The 26,623-nt window shown below is 35.3% G+C and carries 27 protein-coding genes; 5 read left to right on the forward strand and 22 right to left on the reverse strand.

The features are described from left to right. Nucleotides 1–179: 179 nt before the first annotated feature. The 6 genes from H9636_RS07545 to H9636_RS07570 all read right to left on the reverse strand — a co-directional run bounded on the left by H9636_RS07545 (nucleotide 180) and on the right by H9636_RS07570 (nucleotide 4,206). Complete coding sequence (locus tag H9636_RS07545; protein ID WP_191707011.1) at nucleotides 180–1,034, reverse strand: CvfB family protein; 855 nt, start codon at nucleotides 1,032–1,034, stop codon at nucleotides 180–182. Nucleotides 1,035–1,076: 42 nt separating this feature from the next. Further along, the gene (gene mntR / locus H9636_RS07550) at nucleotides 1,077–1,487 is read right to left on the reverse strand and encodes a transcriptional regulator MntR (RefSeq protein ID WP_191707012.1); all 411 of its coding nucleotides are present in this window, start codon (nucleotides 1,485–1,487) and stop codon (nucleotides 1,077–1,079) included. A 166-nt stretch (nucleotides 1,488–1,653) separates the two neighbouring features. Continuing rightward, nucleotides 1,654–1,938 (reverse strand): late competence development ComFB family protein, encoded by a 285-nt coding sequence (locus H9636_RS07555; protein WP_191707013.1) that lies wholly within the window; start codon nucleotides 1,936–1,938, stop codon nucleotides 1,654–1,656. A gap of 145 nt (nucleotides 1,939–2,083) precedes the next feature. Next, nucleotides 2,084–2,842, reverse strand: coding sequence for an exodeoxyribonuclease III (locus H9636_RS07560; protein WP_191707014.1), 759 nt, complete (start codon nucleotides 2,840–2,842; stop codon nucleotides 2,084–2,086). A gap of 56 nt (nucleotides 2,843–2,898) precedes the next feature. Further along, the gene (gene murB / locus H9636_RS07565; protein ID WP_191707015.1) at nucleotides 2,899–3,819 is read right to left on the reverse strand and encodes a UDP-N-acetylmuramate dehydrogenase; all 921 of its coding nucleotides are present in this window, start codon (nucleotides 3,817–3,819) and stop codon (nucleotides 2,899–2,901) included. Nucleotides 3,820–3,897: 78 nt separating this feature from the next. Then, entirely contained in the window at nucleotides 3,898–4,206 is a 309-nt protein-coding gene (locus H9636_RS07570) for a winged helix-turn-helix transcriptional regulator (protein WP_191707016.1), read from the reverse strand. A gap of 328 nt (nucleotides 4,207–4,534) precedes the next feature. On the opposite strand from H9636_RS07570, the gene H9636_RS07575 reads away from it, so the two are divergent. Further along, nucleotides 4,535–4,882: a DUF2500 domain-containing protein gene (locus tag H9636_RS07575; protein WP_225230133.1), complete on the forward strand. Its 348-nt coding sequence runs from the start codon at nucleotides 4,535–4,537 to the stop codon at nucleotides 4,880–4,882. A 46-nt stretch (nucleotides 4,883–4,928) separates the two neighbouring features. Here the strand turns inward: H9636_RS07575 and H9636_RS07580 are convergent, their stop codons facing one another. Further along, a complete protein-coding gene (locus H9636_RS07580; protein ID WP_191707017.1) occupies nucleotides 4,929–5,567 on the reverse strand; it encodes an FMN-dependent NADH-azoreductase in 639 nt (212 codons plus the stop codon). A gap of 135 nt (nucleotides 5,568–5,702) precedes the next feature. After that, the gene (locus tag H9636_RS07585) at nucleotides 5,703–6,407 is read right to left on the reverse strand and encodes a DsbA family oxidoreductase (protein ID WP_191707018.1); all 705 of its coding nucleotides are present in this window, start codon (nucleotides 6,405–6,407) and stop codon (nucleotides 5,703–5,705) included. A 123-nt stretch (nucleotides 6,408–6,530) separates the two neighbouring features. Between H9636_RS07585 and H9636_RS07590 the strand changes: the two genes are divergently transcribed. Further along, nucleotides 6,531–7,916: an FAD-dependent oxidoreductase gene (locus tag H9636_RS07590; RefSeq protein WP_191707019.1), complete on the forward strand. Its 1,386-nt coding sequence runs from the start codon at nucleotides 6,531–6,533 to the stop codon at nucleotides 7,914–7,916. Nucleotides 7,917–7,962: 46 nt separating this feature from the next. On the opposite strand, the gene H9636_RS07595 is transcribed toward H9636_RS07590, so the two are convergent. The 3 genes from H9636_RS07595 to H9636_RS07605 all read right to left on the reverse strand — a co-directional run bounded on the left by H9636_RS07595 (nucleotide 7,963) and on the right by H9636_RS07605 (nucleotide 11,362). Further along, entirely contained in the window at nucleotides 7,963–8,886 is a 924-nt protein-coding gene (locus H9636_RS07595) for a manganese-dependent inorganic pyrophosphatase (protein ID WP_191707020.1), read from the reverse strand. 191 nt (nucleotides 8,887–9,077) lie between these two features. Beyond that, nucleotides 9,078–9,920: a MurR/RpiR family transcriptional regulator gene (locus H9636_RS07600; RefSeq protein WP_191707021.1), complete on the reverse strand. Its 843-nt coding sequence runs from the start codon at nucleotides 9,918–9,920 to the stop codon at nucleotides 9,078–9,080. 281 nt (nucleotides 9,921–10,201) lie between these two features. Further along, nucleotides 10,202–11,362 (reverse strand): MFS transporter, encoded by a 1,161-nt coding sequence (locus tag H9636_RS07605; RefSeq protein WP_191707081.1) that lies wholly within the window; start codon nucleotides 11,360–11,362, stop codon nucleotides 10,202–10,204. Between the two features lie 268 nt (nucleotides 11,363–11,630). On the opposite strand from H9636_RS07605, the gene thrC reads away from it, so the two are divergent. The 3 genes from thrC to H9636_RS07620 all read left to right on the forward strand — a co-directional run bounded on the left by thrC (nucleotide 11,631) and on the right by H9636_RS07620 (nucleotide 14,425). Continuing rightward, entirely contained in the window at nucleotides 11,631–12,683 is a 1,053-nt protein-coding gene (gene thrC / locus H9636_RS07610; RefSeq protein ID WP_191707022.1) for a threonine synthase, read from the forward strand. Beyond that, a complete protein-coding gene (thrB, locus tag H9636_RS07615) occupies nucleotides 12,680–13,597 on the forward strand; it encodes a homoserine kinase (protein ID WP_191707023.1) in 918 nt (305 codons plus the stop codon). Before thrC ends, thrB begins: the two co-directional genes overlap by 4 nt. Nucleotides 13,598–13,777: 180 nt before the next feature. Beyond that, entirely contained in the window at nucleotides 13,778–14,425 is a 648-nt protein-coding gene (locus H9636_RS07620) for an NAD(P)-dependent oxidoreductase (RefSeq protein ID WP_191707024.1), read from the forward strand. A gap of 68 nt (nucleotides 14,426–14,493) precedes the next feature. Here H9636_RS07620 and zupT read toward each other — a convergent pair whose 3' ends face one another. From zupT to putP, 11 genes are all read right to left on the reverse strand, one after another. Further along, a complete protein-coding gene (gene zupT, locus H9636_RS07625) occupies nucleotides 14,494–15,312 on the reverse strand; it encodes a zinc transporter ZupT (protein WP_191707025.1) in 819 nt (272 codons plus the stop codon). Nucleotides 15,313–15,441: 129 nt separating this feature from the next. Next, a complete protein-coding gene (locus H9636_RS07630) occupies nucleotides 15,442–16,059 on the reverse strand; it encodes a phosphatase PAP2 family protein (RefSeq protein WP_191707026.1) in 618 nt (205 codons plus the stop codon). A gap of 126 nt (nucleotides 16,060–16,185) precedes the next feature. Next, nucleotides 16,186–16,497: an antibiotic biosynthesis monooxygenase family protein gene (locus H9636_RS07635; protein WP_191707027.1), complete on the reverse strand. Its 312-nt coding sequence runs from the start codon at nucleotides 16,495–16,497 to the stop codon at nucleotides 16,186–16,188. Between the two features lie 62 nt (nucleotides 16,498–16,559). Beyond that, complete coding sequence (locus H9636_RS07640) at nucleotides 16,560–17,585, reverse strand: siderophore ABC transporter substrate-binding protein (protein WP_191707028.1); 1,026 nt, start codon at nucleotides 17,583–17,585, stop codon at nucleotides 16,560–16,562. Between the two features lie 177 nt (nucleotides 17,586–17,762). Next, a complete protein-coding gene (locus H9636_RS07645; RefSeq protein WP_191707029.1) occupies nucleotides 17,763–18,527 on the reverse strand; it encodes an iron ABC transporter ATP-binding protein in 765 nt (254 codons plus the stop codon). After that, nucleotides 18,524–19,477, reverse strand: coding sequence for an iron chelate uptake ABC transporter family permease subunit (locus tag H9636_RS07650; RefSeq protein ID WP_191707030.1), 954 nt, complete (start codon nucleotides 19,475–19,477; stop codon nucleotides 18,524–18,526). Before H9636_RS07650 ends, H9636_RS07645 begins: the two co-directional genes overlap by 4 nt. After that, nucleotides 19,467–20,420 (reverse strand): ABC transporter permease, encoded by a 954-nt coding sequence (locus H9636_RS07655; RefSeq protein WP_191707031.1) that lies wholly within the window; start codon nucleotides 20,418–20,420, stop codon nucleotides 19,467–19,469. The genes H9636_RS07650 and H9636_RS07655 overlap by 11 nt, the downstream gene beginning before the upstream one ends. Nucleotides 20,421–20,684: 264 nt before the next feature. Beyond that, nucleotides 20,685–21,542, reverse strand: a complete 858-nt coding sequence (locus H9636_RS07660) for a DUF6612 family protein (protein ID WP_191707032.1) — start codon at nucleotides 21,540–21,542, stop codon at nucleotides 20,685–20,687. A gap of 305 nt (nucleotides 21,543–21,847) precedes the next feature. Next, nucleotides 21,848–23,335 (reverse strand): peptide MFS transporter, encoded by a 1,488-nt coding sequence (locus H9636_RS07665; protein WP_191707033.1) that lies wholly within the window; start codon nucleotides 23,333–23,335, stop codon nucleotides 21,848–21,850. Nucleotides 23,336–23,600: 265 nt separating this feature from the next. Continuing rightward, nucleotides 23,601–24,878, reverse strand: a complete 1,278-nt coding sequence (gene hflX, locus H9636_RS07670; protein ID WP_191707082.1) for a GTPase HflX — start codon at nucleotides 24,876–24,878, stop codon at nucleotides 23,601–23,603. 123 nt (nucleotides 24,879–25,001) lie between these two features. After that, complete coding sequence (gene putP / locus H9636_RS07675) at nucleotides 25,002–26,495, reverse strand: sodium/proline symporter PutP (RefSeq protein WP_191707034.1); 1,494 nt, start codon at nucleotides 26,493–26,495, stop codon at nucleotides 25,002–25,004. Nucleotides 26,496–26,623 lie beyond the last annotated feature (128 nt).

The following is a 26,623-nucleotide window of genomic DNA, read 5'->3' on the forward strand; positions in this document are numbered from 1 at the left end:
TAAAAAATCGATTGTTCTCCAATTAGTACGTTAGAAAAAGTAAAAGGTTCCAGAGCAAACCAATTCTCACTTTTCATTGACCATCCATTATACTATTCTAGTTTTAAAGTTATTAAATATGCATAGCTTTTTTAATAAATATGCTGTGACAATATGTATCGTCACAGCATATTTTGTCGTTATATAATTTCTGTCCAACCGTCCTGCTGTTTTACTTTTCCTGCTTTCATTAAGGAGCCAAGAGCTCTTTTAAAAGCTCCTTTACTCATATGAAACATTTCTGTAATTTCTTCAGGTGTTGATTTATCTCCGAAGGGCATTTTCCCTCCAACGCTTTGTAAATACTCGTAAATTTTCTCTGCATCTTTTCCAAGTCTCTCATGTTTACGTGGTAACAGAGAACCGTTTAAAGAACCATCTTCTTTTACTGCTATAACCCGCACTTCGACTTCTTGTCCAAGTCTTGGTTCAGCTTCCATTTCCGAATTATGTACGAAAATTCGATAAGGTGTCTCTGTTCCAAGTAAAAATGACCCTACAGGTAATAAACGATAAGGGCGGGCTTTTATATTTTTATTATGCAGCTCATCAAATGCACCTTCATACAGCTCATTTACTTTTTCTTCTGTTACTAAACGACCAAATAAATCTCCGTTTCGATCTGTACGAAGGGTTAAAAATAAATGGTCACCTACTTCTGGCCATACATCGTCGATCAGAGGTAAATCTTCTGCTTTTACTAAAACTTCTCTAGATGATCCAATATCGACAAAGGCCCCTTCCTTTGTAACTTTAATGACACGTGCCCAGCCGTATTCACCTTGTAAAATAGCTGGAATCGCTGTTGTCGCCTGTAAATTTCCTCGACGATCTGCATAAAGGAAAACTTTTAAACGTTCGCCAATGCTTAAAGGACTTTGTACTTCAGAGCTATTTAAAGGAATTTCATGGTGACCATCCGTTAATATCCATTTTGAACCTTGCTCTTCTAGTACGGTTAATTCCGTAACTTGACCTGATTTTAATTCGTTCAATTTCGACTTTCCTTTCCACATACCTCAATCTTTTTATTGCTTTTATGATTCTTTCATTTCTTCTAGCCTTTTAACTAATTGTTTGTCTTCATCTAATAGTTGTACAAGATCTGCAATGCGGTCGATTGAATTCCAGCTTAAATGGTGTTCAATCCCTTCCACATCTTCATATATATGATCTTCATCTACTCCAATTAGTCGTAAAAATTGTTCCAGTAACTCATGTCTTTTTACTAAACGTTTTCCAAGCTTTTCACCTTTCGTTGTTAGTGTAAGCCCTCTATACTTTTCGTATACTAAATAACCGTCTTTATCTAGTTTTTGTACCATTTTCGTTACTGAGGAAGGAAGAACAGATAATGCTTCAGCTATGTCAGACACCCTCGCATATCCTTTACTTTCGATTAACAAATAAATTTGCTCGATATGATCCTCCATACTAGGTGTTGGCATAACATGTCTCCTCACTTTCAAAATATCAGTTTCATTTTACTACAACCTATCTAAAAAGGTAACTTTAAAACAATAATAGACGGTTTTATTATAGAAATTACTATAAATTCTTCCCTCTTTATAAGCCAAAAATGTCCAATAAGCCTTATTAGACAAATTGGACATGCTACATTTTATGGTGAGGTCTTTTACCAACATTATGGACCGATAATATAATTTGTTTATTAATTCGTTCCATTTCTTCAGGAGTTTTTAATAATTGGAACGCCTCTTCTCTAGCACTGCTCGTTGATACATATACTGTTGGCAAATGATTTAAAACGTCGGCCGCAATATCCATTTGGCAAAATTCGCAATGACAAAAAGTTTGATATTCCGGACCGTGTAATAAAAATCTAACAAGGCCCTGTACAATTTCTTCTGTGACGTTTACTAATATCGGCTTTGTCATAGACCTTACTTCAACCCACCCTTATTATTTACAAATTGCAACAAAACATTACTCATTAATAGTAACTGATGTTTCTCGATTGTCAACTATCTTAATAGGAATTTCCCACATTTCCCTATTCTTGCTGAACGTTATGACAACAACTTTATTCCCAATCGATTTCCAAAACAATTGGGCAATGATCACTTCCTAAAACATGGGCATGAATCTCTGTATTTTGAACATTTTCTACTAGTCTATTTGAAACGATGAAATAATCAATTCTCCAACCTATATTCCGTTCACGAACTTTATTCATATAGGACCACCATGTAAATGCATCATCCCGTTCCGGGTTAAAATGGCGATAAGAATCCGTAAAGCCTGATTGAAGTAAATCTGTCATTTTCCCTCGTTCTTCAAAGGTAAAACCAGAGTTTCCTACATTTGATTTTGCATTTTTTAAATCCTTTTCTTCATGGGCTACATTTAAATCACCACAGTAAATAACCGGTTTCATTCGATCGAGTTGTTTCAAGTAATCTCGTAATTTGTCTTCCCATTCAAGGCGTTCTGATAGACGGGCTAAATCCCGCTTTGAATTTGGGGTATAAACATTTACTAAATAAAACTTTTCATATTCCAACGTAATAATACGACCTTCTGATTCTGTTTCTTGCTCCCCTACACCATATTTAATTGAAAGGGGCTCATGCTTAGTAAAAATCGCTGTCCCAGAGTAACCTTTTTTCTCAGCATAGTTCCAATATTGATAATAGCCTTCAAATGGTAAATCAATTTGTCCATCTTGACATTTTGTTTCTTGGATACAGAAAAAGTCTGCGTCCATTTCTTTAAAATAATCCATGAAACCCTTTTTTACACATGCACGTATTCCGTTTACATTCCAAGATATAAATTTCATTTTTAACCCTCTCTATGTAAGAAAGCGCCCATCGTTAGAGAGGCGCCCCATAATCATTATTGTGTTCTTTCTTCACCGACGATTTTCACTTCAAGTTCAAGGTCAACCCCAAACTTTTCTTTTACGACACGTTGTACCATTTGGATTGTTTGAATGTAATCAGTTGCCGTTGCATTACCTTTATTAATAATAAAGCCAGCATGCTTTGTTGATACTTCTGCATCACCTACACCTTTACCTTGTAGTCCACTATCTTGAATCAATTTCCCTGCAAAATAACCAGGTGGTCTTTTAAATACACTTCCAGCTGAAGGATATTCTAAAGGTTGCTTCGATTCTCGTTTAAAGGTTAAATCGGCAATTTTTTCGTCTATTTCTTGTTGATTGCCCTCTGCTAGTTGGAAATTAGAAGATAGGACAAAATATCCTTTTTGCGCAATAATACTTTTACGGTATCCTAATTCTAAGTCATCTTTACTTAAAACGATGCGCTCCCCTTCCTTTGTTAAAACGGTACAATCAACAATAATGTCTTTTATTTCTCCACCGTATGCACCGGCATTCATCGCCATTGCTCCACCAACGGAGCCAGGTATTCCACAAGCAAATTCAAAACCTGTTAAACTATTTGTTGCCGCAATACGTGAAACTTCTTTAATCAAAGCGCCACTTTGTGCATAAATTCGATTTCCATCCACTCGTATTTCATCTAATCTAGTAAAAGACACAACAATTCCTCTTACACCACCATCACGTACTACCATGTTAGAACCATTTCCTAACATTAAAATCGGTACATTATGATTATGAGCATATTTTACAATTGCTGCTGCCTCATCTTCTGTTTCAGGTAGGACAAATACATCCGCATTGCCCCCTAATTTTGTCATCGTGTATTTCTTTAAAGATTCATTAAGTTTTATATTGTTTGGATTAACTATTTGAGCTAAATCTTTTGCCCATTGTTGAATTGTCATAAAAGCAAAGTCCTTTCTAACGTCATACTCTATATTAGTATGGGTAATCAAAAGCTTTTTGACAAGTAATACATCAGATCAATTTATCCAAGTTTGTGACCATTTCTCGACTTCTCGGATTGCCCCTTCTAGCGCTCTCCCTTTATCTGTAAGAGAATATTCCACTCGGACAGGTACATCTGTAAATACTTTCCGTTCAACTAATCCTTCTTTTTCCAATTCCTTTAAACGTTCGGAAAGTAGTCGGCCACTTACAGGAAGAGCAGATTCAATTTCGTTAAAGCGTTGGGAGCCGTCTAATAATTGATATAAAATTAATGTCGTCCAACGTTTTCCTAACAATTCCATTGCTTTCGATAAACGTGGACAGATTGTCGTTTCTTTCAAGATTGTTCACCTTCCCTTTACGACAGTAAATCATCTATATCATTTAGCTTTTTGGATGAACTTATCTATGAGCTTTCTACTATATAGTATAACATTTTACACTTACTTACGAAAAGTAACTAATATTTCCAAATTAAAGTACGATGATTATTACAACAGGTGAAACTTTTATAAAAATACAAACGTATAAAACATAAGATTTTTTTCTAATATGAGACGACTGCTCAAAAAGATATATGTTACCCTTACAAAACGCTCACTTCCATGATTTTATGTTTTAACATATGATTCTATTCATTTCGACAATAGGAAAGTTAGGGGGATGAAAATGTATACAGGGGATATGTTTGCTAGTTTTACGACATTTTTTATTATTGCTTGTTTTATCATCGTATTTGGACTTATTTTGTGGCAATTAACTTCGAATATTAAACAAAATGTTGATAATAATGCAGCACCCGTTTTAACAGTTCCTGCACAAGTCATTGCAAAACGAACGGAAGTTACAGGTGACCATTCTTTTACCCGTTATTATTCAACTTTTGAAGTTGAAAGTGGCGATCGTATGGAATTTAAAATCACTGGTAAAGAATATGGCTTACTAGCAGAGGGTGATATAGGACTACTTACTTTCCAAGGAACAAGATTAAAAAGTTTCGAGCGAAACCGTTCATAATGAAACAAACCCGGCCACTTTTTATGGTCGGGTTTGTTTGTAAACATTATGCAGTAACTGTAGCTAATTTTTGTGCAGAAGCTTTAACACGTTCCATACCTTCAGCAATAATTTCTTGTGCACGGTTTGGTTCTGCGTTGTGACCTTCAATAATCACTTCGTCTAGAAGTTCCATACCTGCTACGCCACTAAATACATTTTTAATGTAGTTAGCTGACATTTCCATCGGCTGTGCTTCAGGAGCAGAGTAGTAACCTCCACGAGCGTTTAATACAACATATTTTTTGTCAGTCATTAATTGAACCATTTGGCCTTCTGAATTATATTTAAACATGAATCCAGCAGCATATACATAATCAATAAATGTTTGTAATTTAGCAGGAATTGTTAAGTTCCATAATGGGAAAGCAAGTACAACTACATCTGCAGCAGTTACTGCATCCATAGCCTTTTGTTTTGCAGCTAGAAGACGAGATTCTAGTTCTGTTAACTCTTCCCCATTTTGAACTTTACCGAATGCGTTGAAAAGTTCTTGTCCGAAGTAAGGTGTATCTTCTTCAAATACGTCGTAAACCGTAACGTTTAAACCTGATACCTTTTTCGCTTCTTCTACATAAGTTTCGAACATTTTAGTTGAAACGCCGTCTGGACGATTGTTTGCTTTAATTACTAAGACATTTGTCATTTTATATAACTCTCCTTTAATCTCAATATTATGTATCTTGAAATCAAGACATAATGTCATCTTAAAGGAGATAAAATATTATTTCAATAAAACAGCACTCATACTTTTGACCGAATTTCTCTTTTACATCACCAACTATAAATCACATTGCCCATCAGCACATATAGAGCCACTATCTCCAACCATTTTTAACCTTGGCTTTAATCCAGCTTCACTCGCAGCTTTAGAGATGGTTTGATCGAATAACTCTTGAGGTTGGGCACCTGAAATTCCATATTTATTGTCAATGACAAAGAATGGGACTCCGCGCACACCTAGACTTTGTGCTTCCATTATGTCCCTTTCAACATCCTCTTCAAATTGGTTACTATTTAAAATTTCTTCAGCTTCTAAACGGCTTAAACCAACCTTTTCGGCTAAATCTAATAACACTTCCCCTTTTCCAATGGCAGCACCTTCTGAAAAGTAAGCTTGTAAAAGTTGCTCGCTCAATTCAGTACCCTTGCCTTTAGTTTCAGCCCACTTCGCTAAACGATGGGCGGCATTTGTATTTGCCTCCTTCATAATGTCAAAATTATAATGTAAACCAATATCTTTTGCTCTTTCTACAATATTATTGGTCATATTTTTTGCTTGCTCTTCGGAAACATTATATTTTTTCGCTAATGCTGTATAAATAGATTGGTTTGAATCGACTGGCGTTGTAGGATCTAATAAAAAGCTTTTTAACTCTACTTCTATTTGACCTTCGTACCCTGAGTCTTTGATTGATTTTTCTAGCTGACGTTTACCAATATAACAAAATGGGCAAACATAATCTGACCATACTTCAACTTTCATTGTGGAATCCCCCTTTTTCCCCATTGTACGAATATAATATTTTCCCCACAATTAATTTGCTCATTGAATAATGGATTGATATTTACGGAATACTTATAAAAAATAAGCAAAATGGGGGCACTTATGCAAAACTCTCTTTGGTTAAAAGATAATGAATCACATCAATTATCCGGATTATCCACTTCTTTAGATTGTGATGTTTGTATTGTTGGTGGCGGACTAACAGGGATTTATTCTGCCTATTTACTTGCTAAAAGAGGGCTTAATGTTGTGTTGCTAGAAGCAAAACCTTCCTTAGCAATTGGAACAACGGGGCATTCTACGGGAAAACTAACTCCACAACATGGAGTCGTCTATTCTAAATTAATAAAATCCTTTTCTGAAAATGAAGTAGCAACCTATTATAACGCAAATAAAACCGCAATTGATAATGCCCTTGAATACGCGTCAAAAGATACGTTTCAAAAAGCGGATTCTTATTTGTACGCTACTACAAATCAAGGACAACAAACGATACAAGATGAATTAGATGCCTATAAAAAATTGAAAATACCCGGACTTGAAACAACGAATACCGAGCTGCCCTTTTCCATTACATCTTCATTAAAAATGGCAGATACGTATCAAATACATCCGACAAAATTTGCAAATCATTTTGTAAACATGGCCCAACAAGCAGGGGCATCTATCTATGTCAAAACACGTGTTACAAAAGTTGTTCTCGATCAAAAATATGTGTTAACAGAAAAGGAAAATATCGTTACATTTAAAAAATTATTATTATGTACCCACTACCCAATTGAATCGATTAAAGGATTAGTTACAACTAAATTATCAATCGAACGTTCCTACTTACTTGCTTCGAAAACAAGCGAATTACTAACAGGACAATACTTATCCGTGGAAAACCCTTCCCGTACGATACGTACTGCATTAGTATCAAATACACCTTACTTCATTTATGGTGGAAGTAGTCATAAAGCGGGAACAAAAAAAGATACGAAATCGTATTACAAAACATTAGAAGAGGAAATGAAATCAGTTTTTCATTTATCCGATCCTCCATATTATTGGAGTGCCCAAGATCCGGATACGCCAGATTTAGTTCCGTATATCGGTCAAATTACTGAAGATGAGCCAAATATATTTATTGCAACTGGTTATCGAAAATGGGGTTTATCCAATTCCCTCGTTGCAGGAGAAATTATATCGAGCTTAATCGCGCAGGAAAGACATAGAGCTGCGGATCTTTATAGTCCTTCTAGAGGTCAATTTGGCAAAAATTTATTAAGAGCATTAAAAATAATTGGGTTTGTTACGACAAATTTAGCTGGCGGATATTTAACCCGAATGGAAGCCCCTAAATGTACCCATCTCGGATGTAAAACTCGATGGAATGAAGGGGATGAAACATGGGATTGTCCATGTCACGGTTCCAGGTTTGATAAAAACGGAGACGTTATTGAAGGTCCAGCTGTCTATCCATTAAAAATTGATAAAGCAAAATAAAACCTCGAAGAAATTCTTCTTCGAGGTTTTATTTATGGTGGTACTCTTAAAGTCCTTCTGTTAAGACAGGAACAATTTGTTTTTTACGGGAAACAACACCAGGTAACTCTACTAAATCATTTACTAATTCTTTACCGAAGCTTTTCGCTGCAGCTTCAGCAGCATCCCCTACAACAATCGCTGTAGAATCATTGTTTAAAATATCTGTTACAACGAAGAAGAATAAGTTTAAGCCATTGTCAGCTATATTTTTATTTAATAAACTTACGAGCTCATCTTTACGATTTAATACGTCATTAATATCAACTGCATTTACTTGAGCTACAACTGATTTCACTTCACCAAAAGTAAACTCTTTAGCGTCTAGTGATAATAGATCATCTAACGATTTATCTGAAAGGTCAGCTCCTGCTTTTAGCATTGCTAAACCGTACTCATCTAAATTCACACCAGCTATTTCAGCTAATTCTTTACCAGCTTGTACATCTTGTTCTGTGCAAGTTGGAGATTTAAATAATAAAGTATCCGAAATAATGGCAGAAAGCATTAAACCTGCAACATCAGAAGGTACTTCTACATTATTTTCTTTAAAAATCTTATTTAAAATCGTAGCCGTACATCCTACTGGCTCTGCACGATAGTATAGAGGATCTGAAGTTTCAAAGTTTGCAATACGGTGGTGATCAATTACTTCTGTTACTTTTACTTCTTCAATGCCATCAGCAGATTGTTGGCGTTCGTTATGGTCTACTAAAATAACTTCCTTTGCTTCGCTTGCTACATTTCCAATTAAACGTGGTGCTTCAAAACCGAATTTTTCTAAAGCAAACTTCGTTTCATTGTTAACGTCGCCAAGTCTTACTGCTTCTGCATCAACACCTAATTGCTGTTTTAAATAAGCATAACTTATAGCGGATGTTATTGTGTCTGTATCCGGATTTTTATGACCGAAAACTAATACTTTACCCATTAGATGAGTCCTCCTATTTACAATGTTCATATTTATTCGATTTTATTTTATCATACCTAGGCAAGAATAGAAAAATAGAACATAGACACCATTTCGAAAGGGTAAAGGTGTGTAAACTCTATCTTTGAAAATAAGGCAACAAAGCGCATTCGTAAATGCCCCCGCAATTTACGAATACGCTCTAACTCTCACTACATCATATTTATCTTTCCTAAGGAGGAATCCTGTTGATTCTTCTTATTGTACTTTGTATATTGACCTCTATTTTGTGCAACCATTCCTTCTACCAATGCATGGATTAAAGAATGGGATGCCATAATGGTTTCTGATGTTTCCTGCTTTTGTCCCCCTACTTTAAATAGCACATCTGCATGTTCAATGATAGGAGAATGGTTTGTATTCGTAATCGCAATGACTTTTACGTTTTTATTTTTTGCTAATTGGATGATGGTTAAATCATCTTCATAAATTCCGTCCAATGCGATAACAATCAAAAGAGACTCTTCATCCATCGTACTAATTTGTTGAACAATGTTTTCAACATCATGTTCGATTTGCTTCACATGTTTACGATAATGACTTAACGTACAAGTGACAAAACTAGCAGAAGGTGAAGATTGTCTAAATCCTAGCACATACAAATAGTTTGATTCATGCATTAGTCGTATGGCATATTCAAACTGTTTTTCATCAATAACATGAATCGTATTTAAAATACTTTTAATATCGCGATTCATTACTTCACTAAGAAAATGTTCATGTTTCTTTGAAATAAGAGGATGTTCATATTCTAGTTTTACTTCGGCTTGTAACAGATCCTCTTTAATCTTTTCCTGTAATTCTAGGTAGCCTGATAAATCCATTGAATAACAAAACCGAATAACGGTCGACTCGCTAATTCCAATTTGCTTCCCTACATCTGAAGCTATATGAGTTGCTATAATATTGGGATTATCAATTACAAATTGAGCAACTTTACGCTGTCCTCTAGAAAGTCGTATAAACCTTTTTTTTACTTCGTCACAAAAGCTCATTTTAGCTTCATTTCCTCCTTTTATTTTATATTTTGTATACAAAATAGTTTGATAATTGATAGATTATCATTAACATTGATTGAATACAATGATTTTTCAGAAAAAACTTCAACACTTTAAATGATAAAAGTTGAAAATTTGTCAAATCCGATTATAATTCGACTATGCCAAGAAACAAATCTTTTTATAAAATGACATAACAATAACTTAACCAATATTTAACAACAACAAAAAAACTGATTCAAAGTTCAAATGAACCTTTGAATCAGTCTTTTTATTCGTTACTCTAATTCCAATTGTTTTGTTTCTTTACCTAATAATAATACCGCTGCAACTCCTATTAAAATGGAGATACAGAAAATTCCAAAGATAAAACCAATCTCATATTCTGCCTTTAATAAATAGCCAACTAAAAGTGGACCAAAAATACCGCCAATACGGCCAACTGCTGCAGCCATACCAGCTCCTGTTCCTCTAATTACCGTAGGATATTGTTCTGGTGTATAGGCGTATAAAGCCCCCCATGCCCCTAAGTTAAAGAAGGATAATAAAATTCCAGATATTAATAATACTGTCACCGTTTCCGCATTACCGAACACATATGCACTTGCTGCCGTTCCTATCAAGTAAGTTACAAGGACAAATTTCCGTCCGAACTTTTCTACGAAATAAGCAGCTGTAAAATAACCTGGCAATTGGGCGATTGTCATAATGAGCACATATTTAAAACTCGATATTAAATCAAAACCTTTTCCGACCATGACACTTGGTAGCCATAAGAACATGCCATAATATGAAAAGACGACTGTAAACCAAAGAATCCATAGCATCAATGTAGATCGTGCATACTTCTTTTCCCAAACACCTGCAATGTTTTGCCGTATTGTACGACTTTTTGCTTCCAATCGTGCAGTAAATTGGGGAGAATCCGGTAAATGCATGCGAATATAAACGGCATAAAGCGCAGGAATAGCCGTTAAGATTAACGCTACACGCCACCCTTCAATCGGCCAAAATTCAGCTGGAATAACAAAATAAGATATAATTGCTGCAATCAGCCAGCCAGCCGCCCAAAAACTTTCAAGTAAAACGACGACCCGACCTCTTTCTTTTGCTTCCACACTCTCTGAAACTAATGTAGAGGCAACTGGTAGCTCACCGCCAAGACCCATCCCTACAAAAAATCTTAATAACATAAATGCGATAAAAGTAGTAGTGAAAGCAGAGAGACCGCTGGCAACGGAGAAGATGATCAACGTCCACATGAATATTTTCTTACGTCCTACTTTGTCAGCAAATACACCAAATATTAATGCCCCTACTGCCATCCCGATGGAGTTAATACTTCCAATCCATCCCATTTGTGAAGAAGTCAAACCCCAATCAGCTGCAAGGGCAGCTATAACGAACGATAATATCCCTACGTCCATTGCATCGAACATCCAACCTACACCAGCTACTCCTAACAATTTGTTACGTGAGATTGGTGCTGAATTTGTATTTTTACTCACTTAGTTTTCACCTGTCTTTACATTTGAATTTACACTATAACAATACATTTTTTTCAATAGACTTACAAGATAAATTTGAAATATTTACATTTAGGTAAATTTCTCATTTTCTATTGAAATATACATCCATATTGCGCTAAAATGTCTCTTATAGAAAAACAACTGTTCATTCAGTGAGAACAAAAGGAGCAAATTCGATATGTGGAAAGGTCTTATTGAAGAATATAAATCATTTTTACCTGTTACCGAAAATACACCATCACTAACTTTAAATGAGGGGAATACACCACTTATACATTTAGTAAATCTGTCAAAAAAGTTAGGGATTGAGCTTTACGGTAAAATCGAAGGGGCAAACCCGACTGGTTCATTTAAAGACCGTGGTATGGTTTTCGCTGTTGCGAAAGCAATTGAGGAAGGCGCAAAATGTGTTATTTGTGCCTCAACAGGTAATACTTCAGCTGCGGCATCCGCTTATGCTGCCCGCGCTGGAATTCAATCGATTGTCGTTATCCCTAAAGGAAAAGTATCACTTGGTAAATTGGCACAAGCTTGTATGTATGGTGCAAAAATTATTGAAATCGACGGGAATTTCGATGATGCACTTGCCATTGTTCGCCAAGTAAGTGAAACGACCCCTGTAAAATTAGTGAACTCTGTCAACCCATATCGTATTGAAGGCCAAAAAACAGCTGCATTTGAAATTGTAGACAGTTTAGGACAAGCTCCACATTATTTATGTATACCTGTAGGTAATGCCGGTAATATTACCGCTTACTGGAAAGGTTTTAAAGAATATAATGAGGCAAAACATACAGGATTGCCAAAAATGTATGGTTTTGAGGCAGAGGGTGCCGCGGCGATTGTCACTGGAGAACCTATCTCCAATCCAGAAACGGTGGCAACAGCAATTCGCATCGGTAATCCAGCAAGTTGGAAATTAGCTGAAGCCGCTCGTGATGAATCAGGTGGAATAATCGATTCTGTAACGGATGATGAAATATTAGAAGCTTATCAATTAATCGCTAGTACTGAAGGGATATTTGTTGAACCTGGTTCTGCCGCTTCTTTAGCCGGAGTGATTAAATCGGTTCAAAACGGAAAGATTGAAAAAGGTAGCAAGGTTGTTACAATATTTACAGGTAACGGATTAAAAGATCCAGATACTGCAATGAACGTTTCTAACGTTCATTTAGTATCCCTTCAAAACAATGAGGAAGAAATTCGCCAGTATATCGAGGAGATTTTATGAGTAAAAAATGGCAAATCACTGTCCCTGGAAGCACAGCTAACTTAGGACCTGGATTTGATTCCATAGGACTTAGTTTATCTTTATATTTAGAGTTAACAGTGTCCATTTCAGATAAGTGGGAAATTATCCATCTTTCTGATCATCTTCCACAAAATATCGTCATTGAAGAACATTTAATTTATGAAATTGCATCAGAAACAGCTGCTCGTTTTAATAAAGAACTTCCTCCATGCCACATTGAAATGAAAAGTGAATTGCCTTTCGCAAGAGGCTTAGGTAGTAGTGCAGCGGCGATTGTTGCGGGAGTCGAGTTAGCAAATCTTGTTTGTCAGCTGAATTTATCCACCCAAGATAAATTAAATATCACTTCTCAATTTGAAGGGCATCCGGATAATGCTACTGCATCCGTACTTGGTGGTTTAACGATTTCTACAATGGATGATGAAGGTCACGTGGATACGATTCATGTCCAAGATTTAGATGTCTCTTTTGTCGTATTTATACCTAATGTGGAATTAAAAACATCCGACGCTCGTAGAGTATTGCCAGAACAGTTCGAGCGTCACTATGCGGTCCGTGCGAGTGCCAATGCAAACATGCTAGCTGCATCTTTCATATCAAAGGATTATAAACGGGTTGGTTATTATATGGAGTCAGATTTATTCCATGAACCATTCCGTGCAAAGTTAATTCCATTTTTTGAAGATATTCGGCATGCAGCAAAAGAAGCTGGTGCTTATGGAACTGCATTAAGTGGTGCAGGACCAACTGTTATTTCCATCGTACCGAGCTCTTTGGGGGAAACATTTATTTTCAAAATGAAAGAACTGTTCCCCTCTCTTGAAATTATACTAACAAAAGCAGATAATCATGGGATTTCAGTAACAGAAGTTATTGAGGATGTACTTGCTTAAGTAGAAAACTCATTAATATAGATGTCCAATTATTCATATATATGAACTATTGGACATCTTTTTCTATTTTGAAGTACTCACCTAAAAGATGTTCATAAATACCCTAACTTCCGTACACCTCAAAAATGAGGGAAGTCATTTCGTTATATGTACTTAATTTCAATTGAAAGGAGTATCGAAATGAAAATTGGCATTATTGGGGCAACTGGAAAGGCCGGCAACAATATTTTAACCGAGGCAAGGATGAGGCATCATGATGTTACAGCGATTATACCTAATAAAGACAAATTAAAAAACCAACAACATGTTAACATTATAGAAAAGGAAATATTCAATTTAACTAGAAAGGATTTGATACAATTTGATGTCGTTGTAAATGCCTTTGTTCCTGACTATGGAGAAGAACATTTACATGTTGAGATTGGCAGTTTTCTCATCTCCCTTTTAGAAAGTAGCGATACAAAGTTATTTGTAGTTGGTGGAGCCGGAAGCTTATTCATCGACGAAAAAAATACACGACTAATCGATATTCCTGATTACCCGGAAGAGTATAAAACAATCGCTTTCCAACAGTTACGACATTTAAAAGAATTGAAACAATCCTCTCTAAAATGGACGTTTTTAAGTCCCTCCGCTCTATTTGACTCAGACGGACCGAGAACTGGCCATTACATTTTAGGCAAAGACCATCTCCTTTTAAATTCCCAACATATCAGTTATGTAAGCTATGCAGATTATGCTGTAGCTGTTTTAGATGAATTAGAAAACCCGAAGCACGAAAATCAACGTTTTACAGTTGCATCTGAAAACGCAACAATCAGTTCCTAAAACATTCCTTAAAAATTAAAAAGAATGCCCTAAAAGCTTTCGGCGAACTTTTAGGGCATTCTTTTATTTTATGCTAACAGTAACAAACTTAGCGCCATGACTGCCATACCGGCAACTAAACCGTAAATCGATAAATGGGTTTCATCATATTTTTTTGCGGCTGGCAACAACTCATCTAACGATATGAACACCATTATTCCTGCAACTGCTGCAAAAATAATACCAAACATTGTATCCGTTAAAAACGGCATTAAAATTAAATAAGCGACAACAGCCCCAATTGGTTCTGCTAACCCTGAAAGGAATGACAATTTAAATGATTTTTTTCGATTTCCTGTCGCAAAATAAATCGGGACAGCAACGGCTATACCTTCCGGAATATTGTGTATCGCAACAGCTATTGCAATTGCAACCCCGACACTCGGATCTTGAATAGCTGACATAAATGTTGCAATTCCTTCAGGAAAGTTATGAATAGCAATAGCTAAAGCAGTAAAGACTCCCATTTTCATTAACTTTTGTTCATCAATTACTTTAGAGTTTAATTCTGCTTCATGAACATCTTCCACTGTTTTCACTTCATGGGGATTATTTTTCTTCGGAATAAATCGGTCTATTAAAGCAATAAACACCATTCCTCCAAAAAAACCGATAACCGTCATCCAATATCCTTCGGTCTCTCCTAAAGAAGCAGTTAATGCATCTTTTGCTTTAACAAATATTTCGACTAAAGAGACATAAATCATAACACCAGCAGAAAATCCTAAAGCAACAGATAGGAATTTCTTATTTGTTCTTGATGTAAAGAAAGCAATTAATGCCCCCAATCCGGTTGCTAAGCCAGCAAAAAGTGTTAAACCTAAAGCTAAAAGCACGTTTCCATCCATTTAATTTGTCGTCTCCTCTTATCATTTTATAATTGTATTATACACAAAAAGTTTCCTTAGTGAAACTTTTTTCGCCTCGGTTACATATTATTCACAAAGAAAACTTTTATGCAAAAAAATAACACCTTTTTAGGTGTTATCTTTTAGCTTATTAAATTTCTTCTTTCTTTGTTCATACCAAAATACACAAAGGACAAACCAAGTATATCCAAGACTCCATCCTGCAATGACGTCGGACCCGAAGTGACGACTTTCTGCGATACGGGAAAATCCAATAAGAAGGAAAAGAATAGTCGCGATGACCCAAACAATTCGACTTTTTTTACTGTTTCCAATCCATTCTGCTACTAAATAAGCAATTGTAAATAAATAAAGTATTGAGAGCATAGCATGTCCCGATGGAAAACTATAAGTGGTCAATTGATCAACTATTTCTGGTCGAGGGCGTTCAATCCATTTTTTCACTAATTGGTTTAGTACATTTCCAGCTGCTATCGTTAATAATACAAAGATCATTCCATGATAATTTCGTTCCTTCAACCAGAGTACGATAAGTAATAATAATCCCATGACTATAACAAACCATGTATCCCCCATATAATGAAATGCAGTAATAAATCGATTCCCACCCAAAATTTCTGCTAGCGTTTTATCAAGCTGTTGTATAAAATCTGATTCAAAACTCACTAACAAACTTAAAAAAATAACAAATGTACCTAATGCTAAAATATAATTCCATGGCTTCAATGTTTACTCCACCTTTGTAAAATCACTATACTACTTAACATATTTAATTACATCTTACCCTATGCAAGCATATTGTTGATATGGAAAAATAGAAAAAACCTCGACAGATTGCCGAGGTTTAAAAGCTTATTGTACGTAATATAAACTGTTGGATGAATCAATAATATAATCTGGCTTTGGTTGTCCTATTTTAGCTTTATGGCCAGCGATATGTTCAGGACTCTTTTCCCAGCCTTTCCAAGCTTCTTCAGACTCCCAGCGTACCATAATGATGACTTCTTCATCACCACGACGGGATTTTTTCACTAACACTTCTTTACCGATAAAACCAGGTTGTTGTTCCATTAAGGATGGGCCATCTTTTTTAGCCCCAAAACGGTCAATAATTTTTTGGGCATTCCCTTCAGCAACAACAAAACGTTTCATTTGAACAAACATCCTCATACCTCCCTAGAGAAAAAGCTGCCCTACAATCAGGACAGCTTCAATTGGTTAACAAACTATTTTAATTCATCTTTAATTTCTTGGATTTTAGCAAGTTCCGATTCTAAACCGCCACCGCTTAAGTACCAAAGTGGGCCATCTAAATAAACAATTCGATTTTCTTTATATGCAGTTGTTTGTTTAATGATGTCATTTTCCATATCTGCTTCGATGTTAGTGTCTCCGCCTGTTGCAGCAGTACGGTCAATTACGAATAATACTTGTGGATCGAATTCTAAAATTGCTTCAAAACCAAAGTTTGAACCGTGAGATGAAGATTCGATATTATCTGTTACAGGCTTAAATCCATAAATGTCATAAATGTAGCCAAAACGAGAGTTTTGAGCAAAACCAGATAAATTACCTTCGTTATACATTGTAACTAATGATGTATCAAATTTTCCAGCTAAAGCTTTTACATCTTCAATAGCCGTTTCAATTTCAGCAATTTTTTCTTTTGCTTCTTCTTCTTTACCAAACATTTTTGCTGCAACATCAACAGATGCTAAAAATGTATTCCAGTAATCATCTTGAGATGTACCAACAAAGATTACATTAGGTGTAATTTCTTTTAATTGATCATAAAATGCAGATTGACGACCTGAGATGAAAATTACATCTGGTTCAAGTTCTGCGATATCTTCCAATAATGGAGCTTTTAAAGTACCGACGTTTGCATACTCATCACTAGCATATTTTGATAAATGTTCTGGAAGAGTAGAATCTTTGGGAACACCAACAACTCCTTCTACTCCAAGTGCATCAAGTGTATCTAAGAAACCGTAATCGAATACAACCATTCTTTCAGGCATTTTTTCAAGAGTTACATCTTCATAAGCGATAGTTCCTGCTTCTTCAGATTGGCTTTCTGCAACAGTTGGAGAAATTGTCATTGGGTATGTAGGACCCTCTGCATTTTCAGTTGTTGTTTTCTCCCCTGTAGTAGAGTTTGTATCTGATTCTTTTTTATCGTCAGAACCACATGCTGCAAGTACGAATAGTAAACTTGCCAAGATGACTGTCAATAACTTCCAATTCTTCATTTAACTTTTCTCTCCTATCTCTTATTAACGATAATGATAATCATTATCAATCTAATGAAAATTATAGCACTTCAAAAATAAAGGTCAATAGTTTTTTAGTTATTTTAACCAATTTTATTTTAAAAAATGATTTAGAAAAGCATAGAAATTAAATACTTTTCTAAATCATTATGATAACTAATGCGAGTTAAAATATACGCAAATACGACATCCATTTTGTTCCTGTACCGGAATATTCATGTCGTAAATTTCACGAAGAGCATCTGAATTAATGATTTCATTTGTCGGACCACTTTTTACAACTTTACCGTTTTTTAATGCAACAATATAATCTGAATAGACTGAAGCAAAGTTAATATCATGCAATACGATGACAACTGTTTTACCTAGCTCATCCACTAGCTTACGTAAGATCTTCATTATTTGTACGGAGTGCTTCATATCCAAGTTATTTAAAGGCTCGTCTAAAAGAACATAATCTGTATCTTGGGCAATGACCATCGCGATGAAAGCCCTTTGTTTTTGTCCCCCTGAAAGCTCATCTAAAAACTTGTCTTGCATATCCGTTAAATTCATATAATCCATTGCTTGTTCGACAAACTGTTCATCCTCAGGTGTTAAACGACCTTTTGAATAAGGATAACGACCAAACGAAATCAGTTCGCGTACCGTTAAACGAACATTGATAAAGTTTGCTTGTTTTAAAATGGATACTCGCTTCGCAAATTCAACAGATTTCCATTGTTTTACGTCATTTTTATCGAGTAATACTTCCCCTGTATCTGCATCTAATAAACGGCTCACCATTGATAGTAACGTGGATTTACCCGCACCATTTGGACCAATAAAGGAAGTTATCGAACCTGGTTGAATCGTTACGGAAACATCTTCTACAACAGGCTTGTTACCAAACTTCTTAGTTAAACCTTTGATTTCAATCATCCTGCTGCCCTACTTTCCTTTAGTAATAAATAAATGAAGTAAATACCACCAATAAAGTTGATAATAACACTTAATGTAGTACTCATTTCAAACACATGTTCAACGATAAATTGACCACCGACTAAAGCGATGACACTCATTAAGCCGGCCCCTAAAATATGAATTGAATGTTTATATGTGACTAAAAATTGATAAGAAAGATTCGCTACGATTAAACCAAAGAACGTAATTGGACCGACGAGAGCAGTCGATGTAGCAATGAGTACCGATGATAAAATCAATACATTCATCACTAAACGGTCATAATTTATTCCTAGGTTTATCGCATTTTCCCTTCCAAGGGACATAACATCTAACTGACCCATAATACGATATCCGTATATGAAGGCAATTAATAATATTACAATGGCAATATATAATAACTCGACTTTAATATTCGAGAAACTTGCAAATAATCGATTTTGTAGGCTTAAATATTCTACTGGGTCAATTAATACTTGCAAGAACGTTACAAGACTTCCAAGCAATGTTCCTAAAATCATCCCAATTAATAATAATAAATAAATCGGATGTTTATCCGCTCGAAATAGGAAACGATATAAAAACAATGCAAATAGAACCATTGCCCCTATCGCTACCGCAAAATTTAAATATTGATTTAACACCCAAATAGACATTGATCCAGCTAAAAAGTATATGAGCGTTTGTACAACCTCATACATAGAATCAAGACCCATTACAGAGGGAGTTAAAATACGGTTATGTGTGATTGTTTGGAATACTACCGTCGAATAAGCAATAGCAAACCCCGTTACGATCATTGCACCGACACGCATCATACGTCTTGGGAATGCGTAATCAAAACCACCTTTAATATCGTAAAATCCGTATAGCAAAATACAAATAATTGCTACAACAGCTAAAATAATTAGTTTAGTACTATTTCGCATATGCTCTCCCCCTAAACAACATAATTAAGAAGATCGCACTGCCGATTACCGCTACCGTAACATTTACCGGTATTTCATATGGATATATTATGACGCGTCCTAAAATGTCACAGATTAATAGGAAAACAACACCAAGAACCGCTGTATGCGGAATCGTCTTCCGCAAATTGTCCCCTAAATAAAGGGAGACGATATTCGGTACAATTAATCCGAGGAATGGAATCACTCCGACTGTTAGTACGACTGTTGTAGCGATAATTGCCACAAGAATTAAGCCAATATTTAGTACGAATTTATAACTTAAACCTAAGTTTTTGGCGAAATCTTCACCCATACCTGCAACAGTGAATTTGTTCGCATATAAATAGGCTAAAATCACAGCTGGTATACTTAAATATAGTAATTCATAACGTCCTGATATAACTAAAGTAAAGCTTCCCATTAACCAAGAAGAAATATTTTGAAGTAAATCCGCTTCATAAGCAAAAAACGTTGTGATGGAAGATAAAATGTTTCCATACATAATCCCGATTAAAGGGACAAAAATTACATCTTTAAACTTTATACGATCTAAAATTTGCATGAATAGCAAAGTTCCAACTAACGCAAATACAAAGCTAAAAATAATTTGCTGTGTATACGTTACATTTGTAAAGAACAGCATCGAAATGAGAATCCCTAACTTAGCGGCATCTAATGTTCCAGCTGTCGTTGGAGAAACGAATTTGTTTCGACTTAAGCTTTGCATAATCAAGCCCGCGATACTCATCCCTATCCCCGCTAAAATAATCGCCATTAGACGTGGTACACGACTGATTAAGAAAATTTGTGTTTCTTCTGATTGCCAGTCAAGTAAATCAGTTGGCTTTATATCAATCGCGCCAATAAATAGCGAGATAAACGACAGGATGATCGCTGCGATAATTAACATCCACAGTCTCATTTTTATCCCCATATTCTATTTATTCTCAAGTATGTAATGAAAATGATTCTCAACCTCGAGTACGTATTTCATTATAAGTTGAAAAAGTTGAAAAATCAATGACGATAACTTGCGAACTTGAAAAATAAGAGGTTAAATTTTAAACTTTGTAACGGTTATTTATATTAAAATGATTTCTTTAATCCATCTACATTCTTACTTTTGAAAAAATCGAACAATTAATAAAAAAAGCTTAACTCGATTCGAGTTAAGCTTACAAATAAATTAATATTGAACTTCAATCGCTTTATCAATTACTTCCTGTGGAATTTTAATTTCTTCCACTCCGTTGAAATTATCAAATTGACTAACCATATCCGTCGTAATTTTCATTGGCTGACCTTCTAAATCCATCGTGAAAGTGACATTCATGTCCATTGTCGTAATATCGAACGTTTCTTTATCAATTTCAATTTTATAATTTAAACTATCAACCTTCGTTTTTTCAAGAACTTGAGTATCCTCTTCAGAAAGTCCTAATGATTGATTAATTTGCATTTGCTCTAACATGTACTCTGTAAACTTATCACTAGCAGCATCTAATGTAAGAATGTACTGATCATCCGACTGTTCAAATGTAAAATCATTAATAAACGATTTCATTTGTTCCAGCTGTTCAGATGTATTTACTTGATTCGCTGTTTGTCCCATCATCGCATCAAACTCTTCAGATGGTAGCTTCACCCATTGGTTCGCTTCAGAGTCGAACATGTACATTCCGTCTTTCGTCATATACATTTCCATTCCCATTGATGCATCGCCTTCTGTTGTTGGCTCACCCATCGTCATTGTTCCATCCATGTACATAGAAACGGGATCTGTTACCATATCCATTTTTAAATCACTTTTCGTTGTCATTTCAATACTTTCTTCGCCAGTTCCAAATCCGATTGTTTGGTCCATCTTAATTGATCCACTAAGACTTTTCAGTTCATTTTGTCGGTCGATTGCATTTTTATAAACCTCATCTAACGTCAAATCACTGCTTTTCGATGTCGCACCTGACTGTGGTTTTGCAGTGCTATTACATGCTGTTAACACGAATAACATGATAGCGATTAATAAATAACCCCATTTTTTCATAATACCCTTCCTTTCACAAACCTTTAGTTTTCTTTTAGCTATGAACATAACTTTGTTTGACAAAATTATGATTACATTTCATAGAGTAACAGTGTTTACAATATTTTCCTATCTATTTTTGTTATTTTCATATAAAATGTTACTTTTTTACTTCTTTCCTATTTACTACTATTTCTCTATATGAATCTTCTATTCTATAGGAGAATACCCACTATTTGTTAGTACGTATAAAGAGTGTAAAAGGTGTCAATTTTTCCTGAAGAAATAAAAAAAAAGAAGTGTGAATAAATCACACCTCTTTTATATTAATTTACCCCGCGCATCGCCTTGGCAATGATAGGTGTTAATACTAATAATAGAAGACCTAAGAAGATAGATAATGCACCAAGTGTTCCGAAGTACGTAATTTCTGTTACTGCTTCATAAACACGAACAAGTTGCGCATTAATCGCTTGGGCAGCCGCACTAGTTAAGAACCATAAAGACATTGTTTGAGCTGCGAATGCTGCTGGTGCCAATTTAGTAGTCGCTGATAAACCGACTGGAGATAATAATAACTCCCCTACTACAACAAGGAAGAAGGATAGAACTAACCACCAAGGGCTAACAAGTTCCGTGCCACCAGACATTTTCGCTGGAATAATCATTACTAAGAATGATAAACCTGCAAAGAATAATGAAATAGCAAATTTCTTCGGAGTAGAAGGCTGACGATTACCAAGTTTTAACCATATCCAAGCAAAGATTGGTGCAAAGATAATAATGAATAATGGGTTAAGGGATTGGAACCAAGACGCTGGGATTTCAAAGCTTCCCACAGTTAAATCTGTACGAGTATCCGCATAAGTTGCTAAAATTGTTGCTCCTTGTTCTTGAATAGCCCAGAACATAACCGCAGCAATAAATAAAGGAATGTAAGCTAATACTCGAGATTTTTCATCTTTCGTCGTTTTTGGACTACGATACATAACAATAAAGAACGCTGTTGGAATTAATATACCAAGTGTTGTAATAATTAAACTGAACACAGCCATTGTTAAATTACCAGTCGCATTTAAAATGAACCCGGCAATTAAAATAGCAATAATGGCAATGATCACATTACGAATCGTTTTCTTTTTCTCTTGCTCTGTTAATGGGTTTGGTACTTCAAGACCCGCTAATCCTAAAAATTTCTTTTGTGTGACAAAGAAAACGATTAAACCAATGAACATACCTACAGCAGCTAAACCAAATCCTAAATGGAAATTATATTCTTCCCCAACTGTACCAATAATTAACGGTGCAATAAATGCCCCCATATTAATACCCATATAGAAAATGCTAAATCCTGAGTCACGGCGATTATCACCCTCAGCATACATATCTCCAACAATCGTTGAGACATTCGATTTTAATAAACCCGTACCGGCAATAATAAATGCCATCGAAATGAGTAAAGCAGTAAGACCAAACGGTAACGCCAATACAATATGGCCGATCATAATTAATATTCCACCGTAAAATACAGTCTTACGTGTTCCCCAAACTCGGTCAGCAAACCAACCGCCAATAATACCAGACATATAAATTAAAGACCCATATAGAGCCATTATAGAGTTCGCTGTTCCTCGATCTAACCCTAATCCACCATCATGTAATTCATAATACATATAAAGTATAAGAATGGCGCGCATTCCATAATATGAGAATCTTTCCCAAAATTCAGTAAAGAATAGAGTGAATAAACCCTTTGGTTGACCAAAAAATCCTTTTTGAGGAACGGATTTGACAATTTCGTCTTTACTATACATAAAGAAATCCCTCTTCCGTTAATATTTTTATATTTTCAAACAATTTAGATTATTAAAATCGCAGTCTGAAAACTCGTTTTATTACCTTAAAACAAAATGAATGTTTTTTCAATATATTATAAAAAAGTTCGAAATTTCAATTTCTTCTTTATTTTCTATCATTTTTCCTTAAGAACTGTAATTCATAGGGTTCTTATTGATATATAAGAATAATTTTTTATTCATAAAAAATAGGCAACGACAAATACATCGTTACCCAATTTCATTATTTTATTACAAAGTTTTCGTACTTTTTCATATCAGACTCTTTTAATTCAACTACTAGCCTTGTTCCGTGTTCTTCATATTCTGTTTCTTTCACTTGTGCATTGGCATTTAAGTACGAAACAACATCTCCCCGATCAAAAGGAATCATCATTTCACATTCAACATAATGAGAAAAAATATGTTGTTTGATCATTTCGATTAATTCGTCTAAACCACTATCTTCCTGGGCGGAAATCCAAATATTGTCACCACTTACTAATGGATATTTTACGTTTGCAATATCCGATTTGTTATATACATAAATAGTCGGAATGTCCTCTACATCGACTTCGTTCAATGTTTTGTTCGTTACATCCATCATAAACCGATACTGCTCATTGGATACATCTACTACATGTAATAATAAGTCGGCTTCCCTTGCCTCCTCCAAAGTGGAACGGAACGCCTTTACTAGATGATGGGGTAATTTACTAACAAATCCAACCGTATCCGTTAATAAAAATGTCTTTTTATCTGGCAATTCAATATTTCGAACAGAAGTATCTAAAGTTGCAAATAACATATTTTTTTCCAAAACTTGTTTATTGTCTTCTTGTCCAATTTTCTTCAATAGACGGTTCATTATGGTTGATTTTCCAGCATTCGTATACCCGACTAAAGAAACGACTGGAATTTCATTTTTCCTTCTTTTTTTCCTTTGGGTTTCCCTTTGTTCTTTTACACCTTCAAGTTCTTTTCGAAGCTTTGAAATTTGATCTTCGATTTTCCGTCGATCCAACTCTAATTTCGTTTCTCCAGCACCACGGTTTCTAAAACCTCCACCCGTACCACCACCTTGACGAGATAATGAAGCATGAAGGCCTACTAGTCTTGGCAACATATATTGAAGCTGAGCTAATTCTACTTGCATTTGCGCTTCCCTTGTTTTTGCGCGGCGATCAAAAATATCTAAAATAAGCATCGTACGATCAATGACTTTACATTCTAAATCATGCTCCAAATTTCTAATTTGTGATGGGGAAAGTTCATCATTAAAAATAACTAAATTTCCGTCTAACTCTTCTATAAAACTTTTTATTTCCTCAATTTTTCCAGTTCCTACATAATGGGATGGATTTATACGTTCTAAATTTTGTGTGACCGTTCCCATTACAGTCACATCAAGAGCCTCAGCTAAACTGGCTAACTCTTCCATTGAGTAATGGAAATTGGGATCATTTTGTAAATTAACGCCAACTAAAACGGCCTTTTCAATAATTGTTTCAATCTGTTGCATATTCGTCACTAAAGATTCCTCCCTGTAAAAAGTAGGGTATTTTCCACAATCGTATCATACATTATATCCCATTTTACATAAGAAAAGACCTATAACATCGATTGTTATAGGTCTTTTAAAATTTTATTGTTTCTCTTTTTCTGAATGTAAAAGATTTAAAGTTTCATCAAACTCTTGTTCAATTTCATCATTTCGTTTATAAGTAATTAAACTGATGATGACCGCTAAAATAAGATTAATAGCAAAACCAGGTACAATTTCATACAGCCTACTAGATAGCACTTCATTTTGCCCCCATACAAAGGCAACAACAGCACCTACTACCATACCTGTTAGTGCACCAACATTTGTTAGTTTTCTCCAATATAAAGCGAGTAAAATGGTTGGTCCAAAGGCTGCACCAAATCCAGCCCATGCAAATCCAACTAAATCTAAAATGGAACTGTTAGGGTTCCATCCTAATATCGCAGCAACAACGGAAACCACAAGAACCGCTAAGCGACCAGCCAATACATAATGTTTATCCGTCGCATCCTTTTTAAATAACGCTTTATACATATCTTCCACTAGTGCAGAGGATGTCACAATTAATTGGGAAGAAATCGTACTCATAATTGCAGCTAATATGGCAGCTAGCATAATACCAGCAATAAATGGATGGAATAAAATTTGCCCCATGACAATAAAAATTGTTTCAGGATCCTCAATTTTTCCACCATTTTGTTGGAAGTAGGCTAATCCGACTAACGCAGTACCAATTGCACCAAATAAACTTAAGATCATCCAACCGATTCCGATACGACGGGCTTGTTTTGTTTCTTTTACCGATTTGATGGCCATGAATCGTACAATAATATGCGGTTGCCCAAAGTAACCTAGCCCCCACGCAACAGAAGAAATAACTCCAGCTGCTGTAGCCGTTGAAGCAAACAAATTAAAATGCTCTGGTTTCACCGATTGAATGGAGTTGATTGTTTCGCCAATTCCCCCAGTGAAAAACAAACCAATTGTTGGTACTAAAACTAAAGCTAAAAACATAATCAGACCTTGTAAAAAGTCTGTGTAACTAACTGCTAAAAATCCGCCAAATAACGTATAGCCAACTGTAACCAGTGCTACTACTAATAAACCTGTATGGTAGTCAAAACCAAAGGAACTTTCAAAAAATTTACCGCCAGATACCATACCTGAAGATACATAAAACGTGAAGAATACTAAAATAACAATACCTGAAACTATACGAATTAATTTCGTCTTATCACGAAGACGGTTATCTAAAAAACTAGGAATCGTAATGGAATTTTTTGAAACTTGTGTATAAACCCGTAGACGTGGTGCAACAAAATACCAGTTTAACCAAGCTCCCACTGTTAATCCAATTGCAATCCATGCTTCTACTAAACCTGCCGTATAGATTGCACCAGGTAACCCCATTAGTAGCCATCCAGACATGTCTGCTGCTCCAGCACTTAATGCCGTAACAGCTGGACCTAAATCACGTCCGCCTAACATATAATCATTTAAATTCGTTGTTCTTTTATAGGCGTACCAACCAATAATAATCATCGCTAGCATATAAATAACGATCGCTAACAATTGAAATGCATGATCTGACATAATCCATCCCCCTTAATACAAAACATTTTTGAAAATAGTGTCGAATAATAGAAAATAACCGCGTATTCTAGAACACTATTATTTGCTTATAATTTATCATACTTCATAATAATTGTATGTAAGTTTTT

Source organism: Ureibacillus galli (assembly GCF_014836845.1).
In the GTDB taxonomy this organism is placed as follows: Bacteria; Bacillota; Bacilli; order Bacillales_A; family Planococcaceae; genus Ureibacillus; species Ureibacillus galli.